General features: G+C 66.7%; 18 protein-coding genes. 8 read left to right on the top strand and 10 right to left on the bottom strand.

Going from position 1 to position 17,620, the window contains the following annotated elements; genetic code table 11:
- Positions 1–47: 47 nt before the first annotated feature.
- From C3F42_RS28575 to C3F42_RS28540, 8 genes are read left to right on the top strand one after another with little or no spacing between them, the layout of a single operon-like run.
- Complete coding sequence (locus C3F42_RS28575; protein ID WP_038706325.1) at positions 48–1,232, top strand: PepSY domain-containing protein; 1,185 nt, start codon at positions 48–50, stop codon at positions 1,230–1,232.
- A complete protein-coding gene (locus C3F42_RS28570) occupies positions 1,229–1,765 on the top strand; it encodes a hypothetical protein (RefSeq protein WP_038706326.1) in 537 nt (178 codons plus the stop codon). Before C3F42_RS28575 ends, C3F42_RS28570 begins: the two co-directional genes overlap by 4 nt.
- Complete coding sequence (locus tag C3F42_RS28565; RefSeq protein ID WP_028692195.1) at positions 1,762–2,079, top strand: hypothetical protein; 318 nt, start codon at positions 1,762–1,764, stop codon at positions 2,077–2,079. The genes C3F42_RS28570 and C3F42_RS28565 overlap by 4 nt, the downstream gene beginning before the upstream one ends.
- Positions 2,076–2,645 carry a DUF6162 family protein gene (locus C3F42_RS28560; RefSeq protein WP_104445214.1) on the top strand — a complete coding sequence of 190 codons (570 nt, stop codon included), beginning with the start codon at positions 2,076–2,078 and terminating at the stop codon, positions 2,643–2,645. The genes C3F42_RS28565 and C3F42_RS28560 overlap by 4 nt, the downstream gene beginning before the upstream one ends.
- A 10-nt stretch (positions 2,646–2,655) precedes the next feature.
- A complete protein-coding gene (locus C3F42_RS28555; RefSeq protein WP_038706328.1) occupies positions 2,656–3,567 on the top strand; it encodes a metal ABC transporter substrate-binding protein in 912 nt (303 codons plus the stop codon).
- Positions 3,564–4,310: a metal ABC transporter ATP-binding protein gene (locus C3F42_RS28550; protein WP_104445213.1), complete on the top strand. Its 747-nt coding sequence runs from the start codon at positions 3,564–3,566 to the stop codon at positions 4,308–4,310. Before C3F42_RS28555 ends, C3F42_RS28550 begins: the two co-directional genes overlap by 4 nt.
- A complete protein-coding gene (locus C3F42_RS28545; RefSeq protein WP_102685288.1) occupies positions 4,310–5,209 on the top strand; it encodes a metal ABC transporter permease in 900 nt (299 codons plus the stop codon). Before C3F42_RS28550 ends, C3F42_RS28545 begins: the two co-directional genes overlap by 1 nt.
- Positions 5,206–6,075: a metal ABC transporter solute-binding protein, Zn/Mn family gene (locus C3F42_RS28540; RefSeq protein WP_104445212.1), complete on the top strand. Its 870-nt coding sequence runs from the start codon at positions 5,206–5,208 to the stop codon at positions 6,073–6,075. The genes C3F42_RS28545 and C3F42_RS28540 overlap by 4 nt, the downstream gene beginning before the upstream one ends.
- Before the next feature lie 81 nt (positions 6,076–6,156).
- Here the strand turns inward: C3F42_RS28540 and C3F42_RS28535 are convergent, their stop codons facing one another.
- The 10 genes from C3F42_RS28535 to C3F42_RS28495 form a co-directional block, all read right to left on the bottom strand.
- Positions 6,157–7,125: a DUF1615 domain-containing protein gene (locus C3F42_RS28535; RefSeq protein ID WP_289678194.1), complete on the bottom strand. Its 969-nt coding sequence runs from the start codon at positions 7,123–7,125 to the stop codon at positions 6,157–6,159.
- Between the two features lie 110 nt (positions 7,126–7,235).
- Positions 7,236–7,787 carry an isochorismatase family protein gene (locus C3F42_RS28530; protein ID WP_046855219.1) on the bottom strand — a complete coding sequence of 184 codons (552 nt, stop codon included), beginning with the start codon at positions 7,785–7,787 and terminating at the stop codon, positions 7,236–7,238.
- 797 nt (positions 7,788–8,584) lie between these two features.
- On the bottom strand, positions 8,585–8,839 hold the full coding sequence (locus tag C3F42_RS30020; protein ID WP_256586240.1) for a hypothetical protein: 255 nt from the start codon (positions 8,837–8,839) through the stop codon (positions 8,585–8,587).
- Between the two features lie 70 nt (positions 8,840–8,909).
- Positions 8,910–9,629 carry a thioesterase II family protein gene (locus tag C3F42_RS28525; RefSeq protein WP_104445211.1) on the bottom strand — a complete coding sequence of 240 codons (720 nt, stop codon included), beginning with the start codon at positions 9,627–9,629 and terminating at the stop codon, positions 8,910–8,912.
- A gap of 4 nt (positions 9,630–9,633) precedes the next feature.
- On the bottom strand, positions 9,634–9,855 hold the full coding sequence (locus C3F42_RS28520; RefSeq protein WP_023632740.1) for an MbtH family protein: 222 nt from the start codon (positions 9,853–9,855) through the stop codon (positions 9,634–9,636).
- A 199-nt stretch (positions 9,856–10,054) separates the two neighbouring features.
- Positions 10,055–11,449 (bottom strand): efflux transporter outer membrane subunit, encoded by a 1,395-nt coding sequence (locus C3F42_RS28515; protein ID WP_104445210.1) that lies wholly within the window; start codon positions 11,447–11,449, stop codon positions 10,055–10,057.
- A complete protein-coding gene (locus C3F42_RS28510; RefSeq protein WP_104445209.1) occupies positions 11,446–14,529 on the bottom strand; it encodes a MexW/MexI family multidrug efflux RND transporter permease subunit in 3,084 nt (1,027 codons plus the stop codon). Before C3F42_RS28510 ends, C3F42_RS28515 begins: the two co-directional genes overlap by 4 nt.
- Before the next feature lie 18 nt (positions 14,530–14,547).
- On the bottom strand, positions 14,548–15,642 hold the full coding sequence (locus C3F42_RS28505) for an efflux RND transporter periplasmic adaptor subunit (RefSeq protein WP_104445208.1): 1,095 nt from the start codon (positions 15,640–15,642) through the stop codon (positions 14,548–14,550).
- Positions 15,643–15,656: 14 nt separating this feature from the next.
- Entirely contained in the window at positions 15,657–16,142 is a 486-nt protein-coding gene (locus C3F42_RS28500) for a DUF2165 family protein (RefSeq protein WP_038706336.1), read from the bottom strand.
- A 240-nt stretch (positions 16,143–16,382) separates the two neighbouring features.
- Positions 16,383–17,597, bottom strand: coding sequence for a sugar transporter (locus C3F42_RS28495; protein ID WP_104445207.1), 1,215 nt, complete (start codon positions 17,595–17,597; stop codon positions 16,383–16,385).
- Between the last annotated feature and the right edge of the window lie 23 nt (positions 17,598–17,620).

The following is a 17,620-nucleotide window of genomic DNA, read 5'->3' as shown; positions in this document are numbered from 1 at the left end:
GGTTGAGCACAGACTCGACCGTATTTTTTTATGCAGAAGACCGACCGATGGCCCGACAATCGAGAAAGAAATCCAATTCCAAGCTGTGGTTTCTGGTGCACAGCTGGCTTGCCCTGCCGATCTGGTTCTTCGTCCTGATCGTCTGCTTCACCGGCATGCTCGCGGTGGTCAGCCAGGAAATCGTCTGGCTGGCCAATGCCGACGTGCGCGCCAGCAAGCCCGACGACGACAGCCAGCGCCTTAGCTACCAGCAGGTGCTCGACGCCATGCACAAGGCCGAACCGGACCTGGCGGTGCGTTTCTTCAGCCAGCCGGACGGTTCGCACTTCGCCCTGCAGGCCTCGGTTACCCGCGCCGACGGCACCAACGCGCTGCTCTACGTCAACCCGTACAGCGGGGCCATCCAGGGCCAGCGCCCGGACTTCGACTTCGAGGCCTTCACCCGCGCCCTGCACGGCTGGTGGCTGGTGCCCTTCACCAACGGCTACAGCTGGGGCTGGTACCTGGTGTCGCTGCTCGGGCTGCCGATGCTCGCCTCGCTGGTCACCGGGCTGGTGGTGTACAAGAAATTCTGGCGCGGCTTCTTCAAGCCCGTGCGCACCGGCCATGGCCGGCGGATCTTCTGGGGCGACCTGCACCGCCTGGCCGGCGTGTGGTCGATCTGGTTCATCGCGGTGATCTCCATCACCGGCACCTGGTTCCTGATCCAGGCGATCCTCGGCGACAACCACGTGACCATTTCCAGCGAGCCCGTCACCCCGGTGATCGCCCGCCAGCAGGTCCCGCAAACCCCCGACGGCAGCCCGGCGCCACGCATCGACCTGGACGAGGCGGCGCGCATCGCCACCCAGGCGGTCCCGGGCCTGGACGTCAGTTTCATCTCGCTGCCCGCCACCGCCTACAGCCACTACAGCATGGGCGGCCGTGGCTGGTACCCGCTGATGTTCCAGACCGCCGAGGTCAACCCCTACACGCGCAACGTCGACGCCCAGTTCCTGCTCGGCGACCGCTCGGCCCTGGAGTTCGTCACCGAATCCATGCGTCCGCTGCACACCGGTGACTTCGGTGGCCTGGCGATCAAGCTGATCTGGTTCTTCTTCGGCCTGGTGCTGACCCTGATGGTGTTCAGCGGCCTGCTGATCTGGACCAAACGAACCACCCAGGCCACCCGCGCCGCCCTCAAGCGCGGCGAACGCCCGGCGCGCCCAATCACCCTGGAGGCCCACTTTTGAGCCAGACCGACACCCTGCCGCCGAGCGGCCTGAAGCAGCTGTGGCTGAAATGGCGCTTTCACCTGAACATCCTGCTGATCCTCGTGCCGCTGGGCTTCATGCCCAAGTACTTCGCCGACGCCAGCCTGTTCCGCGGCGACAGCGGCCTGGGCGCCAATATCATCCAGGACGTCCAGGTCGGGCGCTGGACCCTGGACCTGGCCGAGCTGCGCGACGAAGCCCCGCGTGCCGAAGGGCCGGCCGGCTACTTCAAGGCCTTCAACGCCGCCTGCGGCAACTGCAACGACGGCGCCAAGGCCATCTACCTGCGGGTGGGCAAGCCGCGCAGCCTGCGCGCCGCCGGCACGATCTTCTTCGGTGCGCCGGCGCGCATGGGCACCTCGCTGCCGATCCCGCCACGCACCCGTTCCGACGCCGACATCTGGATCACCATCGAAGGCTGGGACGGCAAGATGTACCAGGCCTCGGTGCCGCTGGCCAAGGCATCCCCCGCCACCGCGGCCTGGCTTGAAAAACAAGGAGGCAACAAATGAAACAGCTGATGCGCAGGCTGGCCCTGCCCCTCTTGGCCCTGGCCGCCACCCCGGCGCTGGCGCACAACCCCATGTGCGAGTGCACCGAGCACGGCGAACAGATCACCTGCAAGGGCGGTTTCTCCGACGGCAGCGGCGCACCGGGGGTGACCTTGGACGTGATCGGCTACGACGAACAGGTGCTGGTGGCGAGCAAGCTCGGCGACGACTCGACCCTGACGTTCAAGCGCCCCGACGGCGAGTTCTATGTGCTGTTCGACGCCGGCCCCGGCCACGTGGTGGAAGTCGACCACGCCGACATCGGTGCGCCATGAGCCGCGCCCAGGTGGTGCGCCCGGCCGGCGCCGGGCACGAGACCCTCTACGTGCTGCTGGCCGCCGTGCTGATCGTGGTGCTGGCCGCAAGCGTGGTGGCCGTGCGCGGCGAGCGCGAGGATGAACAGGCCATCGCCGCCCACCAGCTCGACGCCCGTCGCGACCTCAATGCCGCCGAACAGGGCATCCACACCGACCTGTGGGTGGCCGTCGAGGAGATCCGCGCACTGCACGAGGACAATGGCGTCGCCCCGGACGCCCAGGCCCTGGCCGCCGAGGGTCTGCCACCCTTCGTCAGCGACGCAAGCAGCCAGAGCCGCGGCAGCCACCAGTGGTCGTTGCTGGCCAACGGTGCCTACCTGGGACGCAGCCAGGACGCCGAGGTGGCCGGCAGCTTCCTGGTGATCCTGCCAGCCGCCAGCGATGCCCAGCCTGATGTCTGGCTGCGCCGCGACAGCACCGCCCTGCCCCCGGACGCGCTGGACAGCGATGCACTGATCGCCGCCGGCTGGCAGCAGATCGTCACCCACTACGACGCCGGGGTCACCCGCCAACACCGTCACTAAGGACCTGCCCATGCTCCGCTTCGCCCGCCGCACCCTGGCGCTGCTCCTGGCCTGCGCCCTGCCCGCCCTGGCCCTCGCCGACAACGGCAAGCCCCTGCGCATCGGCATCACCCTGCACCCCTACTACAGCTACGTGAGCAATATTGTCGGCGACAAGGCCGAAGTGGTGCCGCTGATCCCGGCCGGTTTCAACCCGCATGCCTACGAGCCGCGCGCCGAGGACATCAAGCGCATCGGCAGTCTCGACGTGATCGTGCTCAACGGCGTCGGCCACGACGACTTCGCCGACCGCATGATCGCCGCCAGCGAAAAGCCCGACATCAGGACCATCGAGTCCAACGCCAACGTGCCGCTGCTGGCAGCCACCGGCATCGCCGCCCGCGGCGCCGGCAAGGTGGTCAACCCGCACACCTTCCTGTCGATCAGCGCGACCATCGCCCAGGTCAACAACATCGCCCGCGAATTGGGCAAGCTCGACCCCGACAACGCCAAGTTCTATACGCAGAATGCCCGTGCCTACGCCAAGCGCCTGCGTGGCTTGCGTGCCGAGGCCCTGGCCAAGGTCACCCAGGCGCCGGACGCGACCTTCCGCGTGGCCACCATCCACGCCGCCTACGACTACCTGGTGCGTGACTTCGGCCTGGAAGTCACCGCCGTGGTGGAGCCTGCCCACGGCATCGAGCCGAGCCCGGCGCAGTTGAAGAAGACCATCGACCAGCTCAAGGCGCTGGACGTGAAGGTGATCTTCTCGGAGATGGACTTCCCCTCGGCCTATGTCGACACCATCCACCGCGAGTCCGGCGTGCGCATCTACCCGCTCACCCACATTTCCTACGGCGACTACACCAAGGAAAAATACGAGGTCGAGATGAAGCGCAACCTAGACACCGTGGTCCAGGCCATCCAGGAAAACCGCACATGACCGCCGCCGCCAACCTCACCAGCGCCTGCGGGCCGCGCATCGAGTTCGACGGCATCGACCTCACCCTCGGCCGCACGCGCATCCTCGAGAACGTGCGTTTCAGTGTCGCCCCGGGCAGCGTGCACGCCATTGTCGGCCCCAACGGCGGCGGCAAGAGCTCGCTGATCAAGACCTTGCTCGGGCAGATGCCGCACCAGGGCCAGTTGACCCTGCACTGGCCCGCCGAGCGCGAGGTGATCGGCTACGTGCCCCAGGCCCTGGAGTTCGACCGCGGCCTGCCGATGACCGTGGACGACTTCATGGCCGCCATGTGCCAGCGCCGCCCGGCGTTCCTCGGCCTGTCGCGGCGCGTGCGCCCGCAAATCGACGCGGCGCTGCAACGGGTGGGCATGCTCGACAAGCGCAAGCGGCGCATGGGCGCCCTCTCCGGCGGCGAGCGCCAGCGCGTGCTGCTGGCCCAGGGGCTGATCCCCGAGCCGCAGCTGCTGGTGCTGGACGAGCCGATGTCGGCCCTCGACGAGGCCGGTATCCAGGTGTTCGAGCAACTGCTGCACGGCTGGCGCCGGGCCGGCACCACCGTGCTGTGGATCGAGCACGACCTCGAAGCGGTGCTGCGCCTGGCCGACCGCGTCACCGGGCTGAGCCGCCAGGTGCTGTTCGACGCCCCGCCAGCCCAGGCCTTGACTCCCGAGCGCCTGCTCGGGCTGTTCTCCGTTCACCCGCGCAGCGAGAGCCTTGCCTGATGAGTTTCGAAACCTTGCGCCAGCTGGTCCAGGACTGGGCCACGGCTGGCTATCTGCCGGAGGCCCTGGCCTACGGCTTCGTGGTCAACGCCCTGCTGGCGGGCTTGATGATCGGCCCGGTACTCGGCGGCCTGGGCACCCTGGTGGTGGTCAAGCGCTTTGCCTTCTTCTCCGAGGCGGTCGGCCACGCGGCGCTCACCGGGGTGGCCATCGGCATCCTGCTTGGCGAGCCCTACACCGGCCCGTACGGCAGCCTGTTCGGCTACTGCCTGCTGTTCGGCATCCTGCTCAACTTCCTGCGCAACCGCACCGGCCTGTCGCCGGACACCCTGATCGGCGTGTTCCTCTCGGTGTCGCTGGCCCTGGGCGCGAGCCTGTTGCTGATGCTGGCCGGCAAGATCAACGTGCACATCCTCGAAAACGTGCTGTTCGGCTCGGTGCTCACCGTCAGCGCCCACGACCTGCTGGTGCTGGGCATCGTCGCGGTGCTGGTGCTGGCCCTGGCCCTGCCGCTGTACAACCGCATCATGCTGGCCAGTTTCAACCCGCAGCTGGCGGCGGTGCGCGGGGTGGCGGTGAAGACCCTCGACTACCTGTTCGTGGTGCTGGTGACCCTGGTCACCGTGGCCTCGGTCAAGGTGATCGGCGCGATCCTGGTCGGCGCCCTGCTGGTGATCCCGGCGGCGGCGGCGCGGCTGGTCAGCCAGTCGCTCAAGGGCTTCTTCTTCGTCTCGGTGATCATCGCCACCCTCAGCACGTTGCTCGGCATCCTGCTGCCGATCGTCTTCGACCTGCCGGTGCCCTCGGGCGCGGCGATCATCCTGGTCGCCGGGATCTGCTTCGCCCTCGCCGCCCTGGCCCGCGCCCTCGTCCCACGCCTGCAAGGAAACCCGGCATGACCCTGAAGAAACTCACCCTGGCCCTGACCCTGAGCGGCATGCCGCTGCTGGCGGGCGCCACCGAAGTACTGACCACCCTGCCGGTGACCCACAGCCTGGCCAGCGCCTTGCTCGACGGCACTTCGGTGCAGCTCAAGCGCGCCGCCCCGGCCAACCTGCCGGCCAGCCGCCAGCCTTCATATTTCAGCGGCCGTGGCGGCGCCAGCCTGCACAAGGTGGCGCAACAGGCCGACGCGGTGATCGGCGTGCGCTCGATCTGGCGCGACGACCCGCTCTACCCCATGGCCCGGCGCAGCAACATCCGCATCGTCGAGATCGACGCCGCGCGCCCGGTGGACGGAGCCCTGCCCGGTATCGCGGTCAAGGGCGACGAAGCCTTCGCCGCATACCCCTGGCTCAACCCGACCAACCTGGGGCGCATGGCCGACGTGGTGGCCAATGACCTGGAGCGCCTCTCGCCAGCGGACAAAGCGAAGATCCAGGCCAACCTGGCCAACATCAAGCGGCAGATGCTGGAGCTGACCGCCAACAGCCAGACGCGCCTGGCCGAGGTCGACAACCTGACCGTGGTCAGCCTGTCCGAACGCCTGGGCTACCTGGCCAGCGGGCTGAACCTGGACGTGGTCGAGCAGGCGCTGCCAGCCGACGACAAGTGGGACGAAGCGGCGCTCAAGGCACTTGCAGACAACCTCAACGCGCAGGACGTGGCGCTGGTGCTGCACCATCGCCAGCCGGATGCCAAGGTAGCCGAAGTGATCGCCGCCACCGGGGCCAAGCTGCTGGTGGTAGAGAGCGATGCGGACGATACCGTAGCCGGGCTCAAGGCCAGTGTCGAGCAGGTGGTCAAGGCGCTCGGTCAGGGCTGATCGACATGGGGGCGGGATTGCACCCGCGATTGCAATGCCGGCCCTGTCGCGGGGCAAGCCCTCTCCCACGCCGCGACCGCTTCAGCGCTTCATGCAACGCTGATAACGCTCATCCACCCTGCCGGCAAACCACGCCGTGGTCAGCTTGCGAGTGATCTTCGGACTTTTCAGCTCGATCCCAGGCAGCACCGCCCTTGGCAAGGGCTTGCCGGCCTTGGCTTCGGCCAGGGCGAAGACCTTGCGGTAGAGCTCGGTCTCCTCCAGCGCCAGGTCATTCTCTTTCTCCAACTGCGCCCTGATCTGCGGATTACGCAACCCCAGCTTCGCTCCCAGCTTGCGCGCCGCCTGCTCGGTGGTGCCGGGCATGATCGCACCAGGGGCAATCAGGTCGCCGTCGAGCGCCAGCGGCACCCCGCTGGCCCGGCTCAGCGCCGCCTGGAACGCCGCGTTGCGGCTGGCGTACCAACCGGCGTTGAAGTCAGCGAAGCGGTAAAGCTGGCGTTGGTAATGGGTGGGATAACCCAACAGGTGAGTGATGCCGAAGTACATCCCGCCACGGCGGCTGAACACCTCCTGGCGAATGCTGCCAGGGTGGTCGTAGGGATAGCCCTTGGCGTGCTGTTCGGCAAAATCCACGCTGACCTGCATCGGCCCGCCGGTGCGCACCGGATTAAGCCCGCCCAGCAGCGAACGCCCCAGCGGCAGGCCACCGATCACCTCGTCGTAGAGGGCGCTCAGTTGCTTTTCACTGCGTACGGCGAGCAGGCGTTGCTGGTAGGTCTTGCCGTTGGCCGAAGGCGTGCTCAGGGCGCCATCGACCAGCAGCCGAGGCACATGCAGCCGAGCCGCCCGGCGGTCGATCTCCTCCCGGGCGATGCGCCCCAGGTTTGGCACTTGAGGGTCGGCGTTGAAGGTGGACTCCTGCTCGGCCACCGCCAGCACGGCGCACAGGTTGCTCTTGCTCGGGCTGATGCCCTGAGCCTGGAACGCCACCTGGATATCCTCGGCCCAACCCTGACGGTCCTTGACCTGGGCCGGCAGCAGGCGCATGAGCTGGGCGCGGACCTTGGCCGGATCGGCCTCCGGTGCCTCTTCGCGGCGCCCGGCGCAGCCCTGCAGCAGACCGAGCGCCAGCAGCCCGAAGGCCCACAGACGCCCGTTCAGGGTTGCTCCCCCACCAGGTAGGTCTTGCTGATCTGGCGGAACAGCGGATGGCTGGAGCTGCCCAGCAATTCGAACAGCACCATCTCGCGGGTGACCACCTGCGCCCCGGCATCGCGCATGCGCGCCAGGCCCGCCGCCTTGCTGGCCGGAGTGCGGCTGTCGCAGGCATCCTCGACCACGAACACCTGCTTGCCCAGGGCCAGCAGGCCGAGCACGGTCTGCAGCACGCAGACATGGGTCTCCATGCCACAGACGATCACCTGCTCGCGCGCCAGCAGGCTGGGCGGCAGGCACTCGGCGGCGACACAGGAGAAGTGCATTTTCTCGACGACCTCAGCGGCTGGCGCCGCGGCCTTGAGGGCGGACAGGGTGTGGCCCAGGCCCTTGGGATACTGCTCGGAGATCACGGTGGGCAGTTCGAGTTCGGCGGTTGCCGCCAGCAGCCAGCGGGCGCGGGCCGCAGTGCCCTCGGGGTCGCTCATGGCACCGATGAGCTTTTCCTGGATATCGACGACCAACAGCGTGGCCTTGCGAGGATCGATCAGCATTGTCAGCCTCATGCCTGGAAAAGGGCTAGCCTTACCCAGGCGCGGGATTACGTCAATCAAAGCAGCACCTGGGCAAGTTGCCGTTGCCGTTGCCGTTGCCGTTGCCGTTGCCGTTGCCGTTGCCGTTGCCGTTGCCGATCAGGAGTCTAGCGCCCTACCCAGCTAGCGACAGCTGCGTCAGCCCAGGCGCCGCCCGTAACTTCGCGACTTCAGGAGGCCGAACGGAGGTCTTGCGGAGGGAGGTGACGGGCATGGATGCCCGTCAAGCGCTGCGCCCCAGGATGGGGCGTTCAGCGCGGTCCTCCCGGGAGCAAGGCCGGAGTGAGGGGACCCGGAGCGAAGCGGAGGGCCGGATGAATGGAGCGCCACGGCTTTGCTTACTTTGGCCACGACCAAAGTAAGCCGCCGTAAGGGCGGAAAGGTGACTATGCGTCGACATCGTAAATGAATGCACTTACAACTATAAAAACCGATGCCGATTGTCTTTGACTTTGACTTTGACTTTGACTTTGACTTTGACTTTGACTTTGACTTTGACTTACACAGTGTGCGCTTTGAAAGTTATATGCGCATTCATTTGCGATGGTGACGCATAATCACCTTTCCGCCCTTACGGCGGGTCCCTTTTTGAAGGATCAAAAAGGAACCAAAAAATCCTCGCTCCATCATCCGGCCCCTACGCTTCGCTCCGGGGTCCCCTCACTCCGGCCTTGCTCCCGGGAGGACCGCGCTGAACGCCCCATCCTGGGGCGCAGCGCTTGACGGGCATCCATGCCCGTCACCTCCCTCCGCAAGACCTACGTTCGGCCTCCTGAAGTCGCAATTTGTGGCGCCTGAACTATCGCGCACTTAGAAGCAAAAGCAAGAGCAAGAGCAAGAGCAAGAGCAAGAGCAAGAGCAAGAGCAAGAGCAAGAGCAAGAGCAAGAGCAAGAGCAAGAGCAAGAGCAAGAGCAAGAGCAAGAGCAAGAGCAAGAGCAAGAGCAAGAGCAAGAGCAATAAAATAAGTTTGAGATTTGGAGTTGGAAGTTCTTATTGCAGTCAGGCCTCTCACCGACAACCAGGCATGAGGCCTCTGCAGAATCATAAAACTGTTAGACGAATTCTATAATCCGCCCTGTCTATCACGCACAAAGCCGCAATGGCTCCAATGTCCTACAAAGCGCATCAAGCACACGATCTTCATGCTCATGAATAAAGAAATGCCCTCCCGGAAACTTAGCCAGCGAATACTCACCAACCGTCTCCCGCCCCCAGGCCTGCAACTGCTCGTCATTGGCGCGATCGTTCTCGCCAGCGAATACATGCAAGGGACATTGCAGCGGCAGGCGCTGCTCGTACGCATAACGGCCACAAAGCAGGAAATCCGCCTGCACGATCGGCAAGGTCAGGCTCATGAGCTCGTCGTTGGCCAGCACTTCCTCGGAGGTACCACCGAGCTTGCGCAATTCGGCGATCAATTCGGCATCGCCACGCGGCTCGGTCCATTTGCCACCGGCGTAATCCTCGCGCCGGGTCGGCGCCGCAGTGCCGCAGGCGAACAAGGCCACCGGCGGCGGGCAGCCGAGTGCACGCAGTTCATGGGCCAGCTCGAAGGCAACCAGCGCCCCCAGGCTGTGCCCGAGCACGGCGTAAGGCGCATGGGTGACGGCGCGCTGCTCATGGGCCAACTGCCGGGCCAATGCCCGCAAGTCGGTATGCAGCGGGTCAGCCATGCGCGCACCGCGCCCGGGCAGCTCCACCGGGCGCACCTGCAGCCAGGCCGGCAGCTTGCGCCGCCAGCGGCTGTAGACCATCGCACTGGCACCGGAATACGGCAGGCACAGCAGATTCAGGGTCGACACCGCCTTATTGCGCCGCGACTTCGGCCATCTTCTGGCGCAGGCTCAGCGGGCGCATGTCGGTCCAGACTTCGTCGATGTAGGCCAGGCAGTCCTTCTTCAGGCCGCTCTTGCCCACCGCGCGCCAGCCATTGGGGATCGCCTTGTAGTCGGGCCAGATGGAATACTGCTCTTCGTGGTTGACCACTACCTGGAACTGGATATCGTCGCGGTCGAAAACGGAAGTCATTGCCTGTCTCCTTGAATGATGAGGGCCGAACGCGCCGGGCGCAGGGCGGCTCCCATGAAAACGAAAAGAGCGCGGGGAAAATTAGGGGCGCTCGACGATAGCCTTGCGGCGCGCTCAAGATCGAGCGCCGACCGCGCGGCGCATGGCGGATGAATCCGCTCCTACGTTTGCCAGCCTTGGTTGCACGACAGGTCTGGTGCTACTGGGCTTCACTCCCCCAGCCCAAGGCCTTGTACAGCGCAATCGCATCCAGGTACGAGGCCGTCTCTGCCTCCGCCACCTCGCGCTTGATCGAGAACAGCGCACGCTGGTTCTCCAGCACCGCCAGGTAGGTGCCGGCCCCGCGCCGATAGCGCTTGTTGGCGATGTCGATGGCCTCGCTGCCGTGCCCGGCGGAGGCCACCAGGCTTTGCAACCGTGCCTGGTTGCGCACCAGCTGCGTGACGGCGTTCTCCACTTCCTCGCGGGCCAGCAGCACCGCCTGCTGGTAGCGCGCCTGGCTGCCCTCGGCCAGCGCCTCGCGCACCCGCAGGCGCGCACGGGCATTGCCCAGGCGCAAGGCCGGCCAGGTGACCATCGGCGCCAGCTCATAAGCGCGGGCCGCGCTGCCCAGGTCGCCGCTGCGCAAGGCGAAGAAACCAATGAACCCGCCCAGGTCCAGGCGCGGGTACAGCTCGGCAGTGGCCGCACCGACGTCCTCGGTGCTGGCCGCCAGCTCGCGCTCGGCACTGACCACATCAGGTCGCTGGCCAATCAGCGCATCGACGTCGCCCAGCGGCAACTGGCGCGCCAACGGCGGCAGGAACGGCGCGGCGCCCTGCTCCAGGCTGCCCGGCACCTGCCCGGTCAACACATCGAGGCGATAGCTGGCCTGCTCGATGGCCGCCTGCAGCGGCGGCACCGCCGCCTCGCTGAGCAGCAGGTTGGCATGGGCGTTCTGCTGATCCTCGTACTGGCCACTGCCGGCACGCACCTGGGCGCTGGTCAGTTGCAGGGTCTCGCGCCAGGCCTCGACCTGGTCCTCGGCCACGACGAGGCTGCGCTTGAGGCCGAGCTTGAGATAGTAGTTGCGCGCCACCTCGGCGGCGATGCTCAGCCGCACCTGGCGCAGGTCCGCCGCCGCCGCGTCGGCACGCGCCTCGGCGGCGTCGGTCAGGCGTTGCAGGCGCCCAAACAGGTCGATCTCCCACTGCACGTCGAACCCGGCGCGGTACTGCTCGGTGCGCATGCGTCGCGGGTCGCTGCCATCGGCCGGTTGCTGCTGCTCCAGGCTCTGGTTGTAGCCGGCGCGGGCGGTGACCCAGGGGTAGCGGTCGAGGCTGCGGTCGTCGAACAGCGCCCGCGCCGCCAGCAGGTTGGCATGGGCCTGGCGGATATCGTGGTTATTGGCCAGGGCCTGGTCGACCAGGCGCACCAGTTGCGGATCGTCGAAGAACCGCCACCACTGCTCCGGCATCTCGCCACGGGCGGCGAAGGCGGCGCGCTGCGGGCTGTGCAGGCCACTGGCAGGTGCCTCGGGCTTGCGGTAGTCGGGGCCGACGCTGCAGGCCGACAAGGCCAGGGCCACCAGGGATACGACGAATACCGGCTTCATGGCTGGCTCTCCAAGGTTTCGGCCAACGAGCGGGCCCGCGCCGAACGCGCCGTGCTGGCATGGTCACGGGCCAGCAGGCTGTAGATGGTCGGCAGCACGAACAAGGTGAACAAGGTGCCGACCAGCATCCCGGTGACGATCACCACGCCGAGCCCGAAGCGGCTGGCGGCGCCGGCTCCGGAGGCGAACAACAGCGGGATCAGGCCCACCACCATGGCCGCCGTGGTCATCAGGATCGGTCGCAGGCGGATCTGCGCCGCCTTGCCGATGGCCGTGCGCCGGTCCAGGTGCTGCTCGGCCTGCAAGGTGTTGGCGAACTCGACCATGAGGATGCCGTGCTTGCTGATCAGACCGATCAGCGTCACCAGGCCGATCTGTGTGTAGATGTTCACCGTGGCCACCCCCAGTGCCAGCGGCAGCAGCGCGCCACTGATCGACAGCGGTACGGTGATCAGGATGATCAGCGGATCGACCAGGCTCTCGTACTGCGCCGCCAGCACCAGGTAGATCACCACCACGGCGGCGAGGAAGGCCAGCATCAGGGCATTGCCTTCCTGCTGGTACTGGCGTGCGTCGGACTGCCAGTCGATGCTGAAGCCCGCCGGCAATTCGGCGGCGACCTGCTCGAGGAAGGCCACGGTGTCGCCCAGGGTGACGCCGGCCGCCGGAATACCCTGGAAGGTCGCGGCGTTCTGCTGGTTGAACTGGGTAAGGCGGTTGGGCTCGACCTGCTCGCTGACCTGCACCACGGTGGACAGCGGCACCAGCCTGCCCTCCTCACTGCGCACGTACTGCCGGGTCAGGGCCTGCGGCGTCAGGCGCTGGTCACGCGGGCTCTGCGCGATCACATCATAGGAGCGGCCATCCAGGCCGAAACGGTTGAGGTAGTTCTCGCCCACCAGCACCGCCAGCGACTCGCCGATGTCCTGCATGCGGATACCCATGCTGTTGGCCTTGGCCCGGTCGACCCGCACCTGCACCACCGGGTTGTTGTAGTCCAGGTCGCTGTCGACCACGGCGAACAAGCCGCTCTGCCGCGCCTTGGCCTTGACCTGCTCCATGGTGTCGAACAGCACCCGGTAGTCCTGGGAGCTACGCAGCACCATCTGCACCGGCAGGCCGCCAGTGGAGCCCGGCAGCGCGGGCAGCTGGAAGGCGAAGATGCTGGTGCCCTCGACATCGTTCACCGCCGCCTGCAGGTCGAGCTGGATCTGTGAGGCATTGCGTTCGCGCTCGTTCCACGGTTGCAGGTTGATGCCGCCAATACCTGAGGCGATGCCGTCGCTGCCGTTGATGATCCAGGTGCTGACGGTCTCCGGCAGGGTCCGGTAGACCGCGTCGAGCTTGTCGGCGAAGCGCTCCACATAGGCCAGGTTGGCGTGCTGTGGCGCCTTGATCGCCGTGAGCAGCCCGGCCTGATCCTCGGTCGGCGCCAGCTCGCGCTGCGGCAAGGCGTACAGCAGCGGCAGGCTGACCAGCACCAGCAAGGCGAAACCGACGCTGATCCAGCGGTGTTTCAGCGAGAAGCCCAGTACATGGGCGTAGCGCTCGGCCAGCCAGTCGAAGAAACGGTTGGCCGCATGGGCCATGCGCCCCTCGGACTGGCGCGCGTCGAGCAGGAACGAGCTCATCACCGGCGACAGGGTCAGGGCCACCACGCCGGAGACCACCACCGCCCCGGCCAGGGTCAGGGCGAACTCGCGGAACAGCGCGCCGGTCAGCCCGCCCATCATGCCGATCGGCGCGTACACCGCCGCCAGGGTGATAGTCATGGCGATCACCGGCCCGGCTACCTCGCGAGCGCCGATCAACGCCGCCGCCACCGGGGTGCGCCCTTCCTCGATATGGCGGTGGACGTTCTCCACCACGACAATGGCGTCGTCCACCACCAGCCCCACCGCCAACACCATGGCCAGCAGGGTGAGCAAGTTGACGCTGAAGCCGAACGCCAGCATCAGCGCCGCGGCGCCGAGCATCGACAGCGGGATGGTCACCACCGGGATCAGCACCGTGCGCAGCGAGCCCAGGCACAGGTAGATCACCACCACGACGATTGCCAGGGCCTCGAGCAAGGTCTTGGTGACCTCGTCGATGGAGGCCTGGATGAAGCGCGCCGTCTCGAAGGCCAGCTCCGCCTTGACGTCCGGCGGCAGGGTCTGGCGAATCTGCGGCAGCAATTGGCGGATGCCGTCGACGATCACCAGCGGGTTGCCGCCCGGGGTGGCGAACAGCCCCAGGTGCACCGCCGGCACGCCGTCCATGCTGGCGCTGGTCTCCGCCGAGGCCGCGCCCAGCTCGACCGTGCCGATGTCGCGGATGCGCACCAGGCCGTTGCCGTCGTTGCGAATCACCAGCTCGCGGAAGTCGCCGACCGAGGTCAGGTCGGTGTCGACGCGGATGTTGGCGATAACGTACTGGCCTTTCACCTTGCCCGGCGCCGCCTGATAGTTGTTGCGGCGCACCGCCTCTGCCACGTCGGCCGCGGTCAGGCCACGGGCGGCCAGGCGCGACGGGTCGATCCACAGGCGCATGGACAAGGTCTGGCCGCCGAACACCTGGACCTTGGCCACGCCCTCGATGGTGCTGAGCAGCGGCTCGACCACTCGGGTGAGGTAGTCGGTCATGGCCGGGATAGGCAGGCTCGCACTGGAGAAACCGATGTAGGCCACCGCCGTGGACTCGCCCGCAGAGCGCTCGATCACCGGATCGTAGGCCCGTTCCGGCAGGCGGAAGCGTACCTGGTTGACCTTGGCCATCACCTCGGTGAGGGCCTGGGTCGAGTCGCGGTTCAGCTCCATGCGCACGGTCACCAGGCTACGGCCCTGCACCGACGAGGACGACAGGTAGTCGATGCCCTCCACCGACGACACTGCCTGGGCGATCGGCTGGGTGACGAAGCCCTGCATCAGCTCGGCGGGGGCGCCGGGGTATTCGGTGGTCACGGTAATGGTCGAGCTTTCCAGCAAGGGGTACTGGCGGATCGGCAACTGCAGCAGCGACAGCAGCCCCAGCAGCAGGATCAAGGTGCTGACCACCAGCGCCAGCACAGGCCGGCGCACGAACAGGTCGGTAAATGTCATGGCGTGTTCTCGCTGGGGTCAGGCGCCGCTGGCCGGAGCCTGCAGGGTGTCTACGGTGGCTTGCACGGCGGTGCCGTCGCTCAGGCGCAACTGCCCGGACACCACCACCTGGTCGTCTTCGCGCAGGCCCTGCTCGATCACTACCCGGCCGGCCTGGCGTTCACCGGTACGCACCGACACACGCTGTACCACCAAGGCATTGGCGGCGGCATCGTGGCGGGCGACGAACACCGTGTCGCCGTAGGCGGTGTAGGCCACGGCGGTTTCCGGCACGGTCAGCACCTGGCCGTCATCGGGGCTGGCTACCTGCACGCTGGCATACATGCCGGCCGACAGGCGCGCATCGGGCTTTGCCAGGGTGGCCTGCACCTGCACCGTGCGCGAACGGCCGATCAGGGGATCGATGGCGGTGATATGCGCGGTGAAGGCCGTATCGGGGAACGCATCCAGGCGCACCTCGACCGGCTGGCCGGTGCGCAGCTGGGCGCTGAGCTGCTCCTCGAGGGAGAAGTTGACATAAAGGCTGCGGGTGTCGATCAGGCTGACCACCGGGTCGCCGACATTGAGATACTGGCCCTGGTTCACCCGGCGGATACCCAGGCGCCCGTCGAAGGGTGCGCGCACCGCCTTCTGGGCGATCACCGCCTCGGTACGGGCCAGCTCGCCCTGGGCCATGTCGCGGGCCGCCAGGGCGTTGTCCAGCTGTTCCTGGGTGGCGGCGTTCTCGCGCAGCAGGTCCTTGACCCGCCGGTAGTTGGTCCGTGCATTGTCCAGCTGGGCCTTCAGGCGCAGGCGCTCGGCCTGCTCCGGGGCATCGTTGAGGGTGACCAGCACATCACCCTTGCGCACCTGCTGGCCGGAGCTGAAGTTGATCGCCGTCACCCGCCCGCCGATCTCGGCCGACACCAGCACCTGGTGCACCGCCTCCAGCTCGCCGACGCCGGCGAAGGCGCGCTTCTGCGGTGCTTTCTGTACCGTGGCCAGGGCCACCTTGACCAAGTGCCGCGGCGCGGATGCCGTGGCCTGGGCCTCCCCGGCGTGGCGCCAGGCCAGGCCACCGGCGGTAATCAGGGCCAGCACCAGGGCACTGCCAAGTATTGCCTTGCTATTCATTGCGCGTCCTCGCCTCAGGCCCAATCCAGGTTGAACAGGAAGAACGCCAGGGTCGCCCACAGCACCAGCACCAGGTGGGTGAGCTGCAGGCCTTCCTGGCGTATCCAGTAGCCGAACCACAGGCCCCCGAGCAGCATGGCGAAGGTGAAGGCAAGGAAGGCGCCAAGCGCCAGGTTCAACCAGGTGCGGGCCATGAGCGGGTCCTGCACGACGATCAGCCCATAGGTGCCGACCCAGGCCGCCAGGCTGGCGACGATCTGCAGCAGCAGGATCACCACCAGCGCGGCACGGGCCAGGCCCGCCGAATGACAGGCCCTGCGCAGCAAGGGGAATTCGATGGCCGGCGGCTGGCGCAGTGGCGCCATGGCCAAGGTGGCGCCAATGGCGCCGACGGAGCTGGCGAAAGCCTGCAGGTTGTTCAATACCGCGATGCTCAGCCACAACGCCAGGCCCACGGCCTGGATGGCCTGGAACAGCCACAGGGAGGTGTGCAAATCCATATCAACGTCCGTATTGATGGCCTGGGCGGGAGGCCAGGCAATTACACAAGAAAACGCTTGGATATTAGAGGCAGCCTAGCCGATACACAAGCGCCCCTATTACAGGGGCGCGTGTTGCCAGGGAAGTTGATGCGGATCAGTAGGGAGACATTTGCAGGGCTGGAGGTGCCAGGAACCGGGATTCTCGGTCAATGGAATTTCTGCAGGAGCGGCTTTGACCGCTCCTGCAGAAGGCGTGGTTCACGCCTGCCCAGGCACCCGAGTCAGGGCTTCGCGAAAGCGCTGGGTACTGGCCAGCGCCAGCACCAGGCCGACAACCGCCACGCCGCCCCCCACCAGGCCGATATGCGCCACGCCCACCTGGCTGCTGACAATGCTGCCAAGCAACGCACCGCCACCAATACCGATGTTGTAGATACCGGAGAACAACGCCATGGCCACGTCGGTGGCATCCGAGGCAAGCTTGAGGGTCTTGGACTGCAAGGCCAGGCTGAAGCTCAGGATCGCCACGCCCCAGACCATGCTCAGGGCGGCGAACACCTGGAAATTGCCCGACAGCGGCAACAGCAGCAGCAAGCACGCGGCCAGGGCGCCGATGGCACCCACCAGGAAACCATGGGGGAAACGCTCGCTGTAGCGGCTGAACAGCACTGAGCCGAACACCCCGGCACCGCCGTACAGCAACAGCAGCAACGTGGTGTGTTCGCCACTGATCCGTGCCACGTGCAGGGCGAAGGGTTCGATGTAGCTGTAGGCGGTGAACTGCGCGGTGATCACCAGGGTCACCAGCATGTAGGTGATCACCAGCGCCGGACGCTTGAACAGCACCGGCAGGCTGCGCAGCGAGCCGGAGTTCTGGCTCGGCAGCAGCGGCAGCGACTTCATCAGGCAGAGCATGGTCGCCAGTGCCACCCCGGCGATACACAGGAAGGTGATGCGCCAGCCCAGCGCCTCACCCACCACCCGCCCCAACGGGATGCCCATGACCATCGCCAGGGTAGTGCCGGTGGCCAGCAGGCCCAGCGCCTTGGCCTGCTGGCCGGGCGGCGCCACGCGCACCGCCAGCGACGCGGTGATGGCCCAGAACACGGCATGGGCCAGGGCGATGCCGATGCGGCTGACCAGCAGCATGGCGAAACTCTGCGACAGCCACGACATCAGGTGGCTGAGGATGAACACCAGGAACACCAGCAGCAGCAGGCGGCGGCGCTCGATGTTGCGGGTCACCAGCATCATCGGCAGCGAGGCCAGCGCCACCACCCAGGCGTAGATGGTCAGCATCAGGCCGACCTGCGCGGTGCTCATCTCGAAGCTGCGGCCGATATCGCTGAGCAGCGCCACAGGGACAAACTCGGTGGTATTGAAGATGAACGCCGCCAGCGCCAGGGCGATGACGCTCAGCCAACTGCCGCTGCCGGCGGTCGGAGGCATGGAGGTGGGGACGGGACCATTCATGTGTAGACGTTTTTCTCCGCGGA

This window comes from Pseudomonas sp. PONIH3 (assembly GCF_002934345.1).
In the GTDB taxonomy this organism is placed as follows: domain Bacteria; phylum Pseudomonadota; class Gammaproteobacteria; order Pseudomonadales; family Pseudomonadaceae; genus Aquipseudomonas; species Aquipseudomonas soli.
Note: the sequence above shows the minus strand (reverse complement) of the source record. Positions and strands in the feature narration are given on the sequence as shown.